This is a genomic window from uncultured Chitinophaga sp. (genome assembly GCF_937874145.1).
Classification (GTDB): domain Bacteria; phylum Bacteroidota; class Bacteroidia; order Chitinophagales; family Chitinophagaceae; genus Chitinophaga.
This window is the reverse complement of record NZ_CALNBI010000026.1, coordinates 1-6,395: the sequence shown is the minus strand read 5'-3', so window position 1 is coordinate 6,395 and position 6,395 is coordinate 1. Positions and strand designations below refer to the sequence as shown.

Annotated in this window: 6 protein-coding genes; all 6 read right to left on the bottom strand. The window is 57.2% G+C overall.

Annotated elements, in window-relative coordinates; translation table 11 throughout:
• On the bottom strand, positions 1–731 hold a 731-nt coding region (locus Q0510_RS01160), incomplete at its 3' end, for a glycosyltransferase (RefSeq protein ID WP_298707466.1).
• Positions 731–2,287 carry an MATE family efflux transporter gene (locus Q0510_RS01155; protein WP_298707464.1) on the bottom strand — a complete coding sequence of 519 codons (1,557 nt, stop codon included), beginning with the start codon at positions 2,285–2,287 and terminating at the stop codon, positions 731–733. The genes Q0510_RS01155 and Q0510_RS01160, both read right to left, overlap by 1 nt.
• Positions 2,288–2,300: 13 nt before the next feature.
• Complete coding sequence (gene gmd / locus Q0510_RS01150; protein WP_298707462.1) at positions 2,301–3,398, bottom strand: GDP-mannose 4,6-dehydratase; 1,098 nt, start codon at positions 3,396–3,398, stop codon at positions 2,301–2,303.
• On the bottom strand, positions 3,395–4,729 hold the full coding sequence (locus tag Q0510_RS01145) for a UDP-glucose/GDP-mannose dehydrogenase family protein (RefSeq protein ID WP_298707460.1): 1,335 nt from the start codon (positions 4,727–4,729) through the stop codon (positions 3,395–3,397). The genes gmd and Q0510_RS01145 overlap by 4 nt, the downstream gene beginning before the upstream one ends.
• An 11-nt stretch (positions 4,730–4,740) precedes the next feature.
• The gene (locus Q0510_RS01140; protein WP_298707458.1) at positions 4,741–5,694 is read right to left on the bottom strand and encodes a GDP-L-fucose synthase; all 954 of its coding nucleotides are present in this window, start codon (positions 5,692–5,694) and stop codon (positions 4,741–4,743) included.
• Positions 5,695–5,707: 13 nt separating this feature from the next.
• Positions 5,708–6,395 (bottom strand): sugar phosphate nucleotidyltransferase (locus tag Q0510_RS01135; protein ID WP_298707456.1); only part of this gene is annotated, 688 nt, incomplete at its 5' end.

Genomic DNA, 6,395 nt, shown 5'->3' with positions numbered 1-6,395 from the left:
AGCCGGAATCTCCCGGCGAGTTGCGGGTTCCAGACCTGGTTAACGAACCAGCGCAGGCCTTCGAGGTTCTGGTACACGGTAAAGTTGGCCGTCATGACCAGAAGGCGCTGTTGCCGTGGGGCTTTCACCGCGTATTCCGTTTCGTCGAGGAAATTGGGAACAAGGAAGAGCTTTTTGGCGTCGATGAAACGGCGGTGATAATCGAGGTCGTGATGGCTGACTACCAGTACCGCGTCTGCCTTGGAGAAGTAGCTGCGTTCGTGCCATTGTTCCAATGTTACCAGCTGCATTTTGCGGATCTTCTGCAGGAGGCTGCGGGCAGGCAGCTGTCGCGAGATTTCGGGCTGTGCGTTGTGCGTGCCCAGTACCACCCGGATGCCGCGCCGGCGGAAAAACCCAATGTAATGGCCCACATATCCATAGTCCAGCACGGCCGCGTCAATCTTGTGCTCCCGGCAAATCTGTTCGAATAAAGCCAGCACCGCGCCCGATTTGGTGAAATAGTGGCTGCCCGTGAGCCTTTCCGACACGGCAAGCGGCTTCTTTGGGTGGATATGGTAAGCGACGTTTGGAAGCGGGTAACTGGCAAGATCGGCCTCTTCTTCGTTGCGGATCACGGCATGGACCGTGTGCCCCAGGTCGGAGAGGGCCTTCAGCAGGTAATAACTCCGCAGCTTCTCGCCTCCGTTGTACGGGAACGTGCTAATGTTGGTAAAGAATATAATGTTCATCACGCAGCTTTTTTAATCACGGCGAGCCGCGGATGTATCCGCGTCAGCGCCTTCGTCATCACATCCCGGATTTTGCCGGATTCATAAGCGGAAAGGCCCACCCAATGCAGCGTTCCCGCCAACGCGGCGGAGCTCACAAGGCAGGTCACGATCAGCCGAGCCCATCCTTCCTCCATGGCCCTGTAGGGCAGGAGCACGATGCAGAAAGCCAGCAGCACACTGCCAACGGCCCTCGCCGCAACACTCCCCAAAAACCCCCGGACGGGCAGGCCGATCAGCCGTTCGGCCGCCACGATCCGGTATGCACAAGTCACGAATTCGATGCCTAATGCCGATGCCAGTACCGACCACGCCGGCATCCCCATCCGCAGCAATACGTACGCCACGGGCAGGTTCAGCATCAGCAGCGAGCTCACGGCGATCTGGTACTTCCGTATCTTCCCTACCGACTGCACCCCCACCTGGATCCCCACCGAAAGCTGGTTCACCATCGTGCAGAGCAGGATCAGCCGGCAAAAAACGACCGTGTATTCCGGCACTTCCTTCAGCCACAAACCCAGCACAAACGGCGTTTCCAGCAGCAGCGGGATGGCGAAGAATGCAAGCAGGGAAAATGAAAATTTGCTGGCGATCATCGCCAGTTTCAACATCCGTTCCCGGTTGCCCTGCCCTTCGCTTTTCATGATCTGCGGGTTGAGCGCCTGCATCAGCGTCACAGAAAAGAAGCTGAGCTGGGCGTTTACCTGGTTGGCGATCCCGTAGGCCGCGTTCACGATCGTCCCGAAAAAAACGTTCAGGATCATGGCGATGCCCTGGTTCCTCGTAACCACGCTCACCGCACCGAACATGTTCCATCCGCCGTAGGCGAACATTTCCCTCAGCAACTTCATATCTTTATACTTCGCAATACGGATGCGGCTTTCCGGGTATTTCACCGAGCAATAGATGCGCTTGAACAACAGCAGCCCGATGGCCGTTGCCGCCGTAAGCCCGGCGAAAAGGATCAGCCGGTCCGAACCGGCGTTTTGCAACGCAAGCGCCACCGACAGTTTCAACACTGCTTCGGCGATGCCCGTAAGCGCCACCAGCAGCATGTTTTCCCGTGCGTTGATTGTAGCATCATAAGGCACGGAAATGATGGTGAAAAATGCGCTCACCACCATGAAATGATAAATGATCCTCGCGGCAGCCATCCGTTCGGGCGGTATGTTCAGCACATGGCCGAAAAGGAAATACCCCGCCGCCTCGAACACGATCACCAGCCCGAGCCCCAGCAGCAGGTGCAGGAGAATGCTGGCGTTGAAGACCTTCTTCAATCTTTCCATATCCCCGCCTCCCAAATTGTAGGACATATACCGCTGGGTGGAAAGCGTCAGGGCCATATTGAGAAAAGACAACATGGCGATCACGCCCGCGATGAGATTGAAAATCCCGTAGTCGAGGGCGCCCAGTGCGCTCAGCACAAGCCGGGTGGAGTACAGGGAGATGAAGATGGTGACCAGCATTTTCCCGTACAGCAAACCCGTATTCATTACGACTCTGTTCGCTGCCTGCATGCTTCTTTTATTTTTATCCGATCAGATGTTCGAGTTGCGCCACGTCTTTTTTCCTGAAAAGTTCCACATCCGCGGCCATCATTTCCTTCACCAGCGCGGGCAGGTCGTATGCCGGCTCCCAGTTCAGCTTAGTTTTGGCTTTGGTGGGATCGCCGATGAGGAGGTCCACTTCAGTCGGACGGAAATATTTCGGGTCCACCGCCACTACTTCCTTGCCGATGGGCAGGATGAATTCCTTATTGCGGCAAGCCGTTACCACCGCCGTTTCGTTAACGCCGGTTCCGATGAACGCCAGTTCCACGCCTACTTCTTCAAACGCCATGCGCACGAAATCGCGGACCGTGGTCGTAATGCCCGTGGCGATCACGAAATCTTCAGGCGTATCCTGCTGGAGGATGCGCCACATCGCGTCCACATAGTCTTTGGCATGGCCCCAGTCGCGCTTGGCGTCGAGGTTGCCGAGGAAAAGTTTCTCTTGCAGGCCGAGCACGATGGCCGCGGCGGCGCGGGTGATCTTGCGGGTCACGAAGGTTTCGCCGCGCAGGGGCGATTCGTGGTTGAAAAGAATGCCGTTGCAGGCGAACATGCCGTAGGCTTCGCGGTAGTTTACCGTGATCCAGTAGGCGTACATTTTTGCAACGGCATATGGAGAACGTGGGTAGAAAGGCGTTGTCTCGCGCTGGGGCACTTCCTGCACGAGGCCGTACAGTTCGGAAGTGGAAGCCTGGTACACGCGGGTCTTCTGCTCCAGCTTCAGGATGCGCAGGGCTTCCAGGATGCGGAGGGTGCCGATGCCGTCGGCATTGGCGGTATATTCCGGCGTATCGAAACTCACGCGAACGTGGCTCATGGCCGCCAGGTTGTAAATTTCGTCGGGCTGCGTTTCCTGGATAATGCGGATCAGGTTGGTGGAATCCGTCATATCACCGTAATGCAGTTTAAAGCGGACATTCTTTTCGTGAGGGTCCTGGTAAAGGTGGTCGATCCGCTCGGTATTGATGAGCGATGCGCGGCGTTTGATGCCGTGCACCATGTATCCTTTTTCAAGTAAAAGCTCGGCGAGGTATGCGCCGTCCTGGCCGTTTACGCCGGTAATCAATGCGACTTTCATATGGTTATCATTTTTTGGATGGAGGGTTGAATGGTTCCGATGCCGTAATAGGTGATGCCGTTTTTATGCAGCGTCACGTCGTCGTAAATGTTTCTGCCGTCGAACAGCACGCGCGCGCCGATCCGTTTCCAGTCGGGCAGGCGGAATTCGTTCCATTCCGTGATCAGCGCCACGGCATCGGCGCCTTCGGCGGCATGGTAGAGATCGGAGCACCATTCCACGGTGTTCCCGAGGGTTTTCTGTGCTTCGTGCATGGCCACGGGGTCGAACACCCGCACGCTGGCGCCGGCTTCCAGGAGGGAAGCAACGAGCACCAGCGACGGGGCCTCACGCATGTCGTCGGTGTTCGGTTTGAAGGAAAGCCCCCAGAGGGCGATTGTTTTGTTTTTTAGCTGGCCGTCGAAGTGACGGAATATCTTGTCAAACATGACTTTCTTCTGGTCGTCGTTCACGGCTTCCACCGCTTCGAGGATGCGGAGCCTGCGGTCGTACTCGAGGCCGGTGCGGATGAGGGCTTTTACGTCTTTCGGAAAGCATGATCCCCCGTACCCGATGCCCGGGTAAATAAACCGCGACCCGATGCGGGGATCGCTGCCGATGCCTTTACGGACTTTATTCACATCCGCGCCCACCAGCTCGCAGAGCCCGGCGATGTCGTTCATGAACGAGATCTTGGTGGCCAGCATGGCGTTGGCGGCGTATTTTGTCATTTCCGCGGAAGCCACGTCCATGAACAGAATGGGATGCCCGTTCAGGAGGAACGGCGCATACAGCGATTCCAGCACTTTGGCCGCGCGTTCGTTATTGACGCCCACCACGATGCGGTCGGGCTTCATAAAATCGGCGACGGCGGCGCCTTCTTTCAGGAATTCGGGGTTGGAGGCCACGTCGTAATCGATCTGGGCGCCCCTGTCCTGGAGTGCTTCCTTCACGGCGCGGTTCACTTTCACGGCGGTGCCCACGGGCACAGTGCTCTTCGTGACGATCACGAGCGGGGCGGTCATGTGGTGGCCGATTTCTTTGGCTACCTGGAGCACGTACCGCAGGTCGGCGGAGCCGTCCTCACCGGGAGGCGTTCCCACGGCGATGAAAGCCACGGCCGCGTCGGGGATGCTGAATTCAAGACTGGTGCTGAATTTCAGCCGTCCATTCCGGAAATTGCGCGTCACGATCTCTTCCAGGCCAGGTTCATAAATCGGCAAGATGCCTTTCTCCAGCCGCGAAATCTTGCCCGCATCCACGTCCACGCACACCACGTCGGTCCCTACTTCCGCCAGGCAGGCGCCAGTCACCAATCCCACATATCCTGTTCCTACTACAACTACTTTCATGTCAAAAAATTTTATTGATGCATGGCATTCATATGCTGAAATTGTTTCCGGAGGAAGTCGCCGTACGCCTGCGCGATGCCCTGGCGAAGCTCCGTACTGTGCTTCCATCCCAGCTCGTGCAGCCGCGAAACATCCATCAGTTTGCGCGGCGTGCCGTCCGGTTTGGTGGTATCGAAAATGATATCTCCTTCGTAACACACCACGTCGCGCACCGTTTCCGCCAGCTCACGGATGCTGAGATCCTCGCCGGCGCCGATGTTCACCAGTTCGCGGCCATCATAATTTTCCATGAGGAAGACGCAGGCCCCGGCCAGGTCGTCCGCATACAGGAATTCGCGCTTCGGCGTGCCTGTTCCCCAAACCGTAACCGACGGCTTATTCGCCTGCTTCGCTTCGTGGAAACGGCGGATGAGCGCGGGCAGCACATGCGAATTTTCGGGATGGTAATTATCGCCGATGCCGTACAGGTTCGTCGGCATCACGCTGATGAAATTGCAGCCGTATTGATCTCTGTACGCCTCGCACAGCTTGATCCCCGTGATCTTCGCAATGGCGTAAGGCTCGTTGGTGGCTTCGAGCGGGCCCGTCAGCAAGCTGTCTTCCACGATCGGCTGCGGCGCCATGCGCGGATAAATGCAGGAACTGCCGAGGAACATCAGCTTCCGTACGTTCTGTTCGTACGCTGCGTGGATGATATTGGCGGCGATCATCAGGTTGTCGTACAAAAACTCGGCGCGATAAGTGTTGTTGGCATGTATGCCGCCCACTTTCGCCGCAGCGAGAAATACGTAATCTGGCTTTTCTTCTTCGAAGAAAGCCTGCACCTGGTCTTGCCGGCGCAGGTCCAGCTCGCCAGAGGTGCGGGTGATGATGTGCTGGAACCCGTCATTCTCGAGTTTCCTTTTGATAGCGCCGCCCACCATTCCGCGATGCCCGGCGATATATATTTTAGCGTTCTTTTCCATGTAGGTTAGCGGATTACAGCAGTTCGGGCCGGTTTTCGGCGACCCAGTTGTGCAATTGTTTAATGACTTGTCCTTTTCCTTTCTGCATGATGAGCAATGCCCCCGGCGTGTCGACCACCACCATATTGTCCACGCCCACCAGCGCCACCAGTTTGTTTTTCCCGATAACGGTGCTATTGCCGGGATCGCTGTCGATGAAAACGGCCTGGTCGTTGGAGTACTGGAATTGCTGGGTGAGGGCCTGGGTGAGGGCTTCGTAGCTGCCTACGTCGCTCCACTCCATATCGCTGGGCACCACTTTCACGCGGTCGCTTTTTTCCATCACGGCGTAGTCGATACTGTCGGACGGGATGGCGATCATGACCTCGCGGGAAATGCTGCCCGTGCGCACCAGCTCGGCGGCAGCGCGGGAAGCGGCGTGGTAGATGGCGGGGGAATGGCTGAGCAGTTCGTCGAGGATGACGGAAGCCCTCGCGCAAAAAATCCCGCTGTTCCACAAATAATCCCCGTTATCGAGCATGAACGACGCGGTGGCAGCATCGGGCTTTTCCACGAACCGCAGCACATCGTTGCCCTGATGGTGGATATATCCGAACCCGGTTTCCGGGTAAGTGGGCTTCAATCCGAACGTTACCACAAAATCCGCTTCCGCCAGCCTTTTCGCTTCGTCCACGGCCGCGGCATAGCGGTCGGGCGTGCCG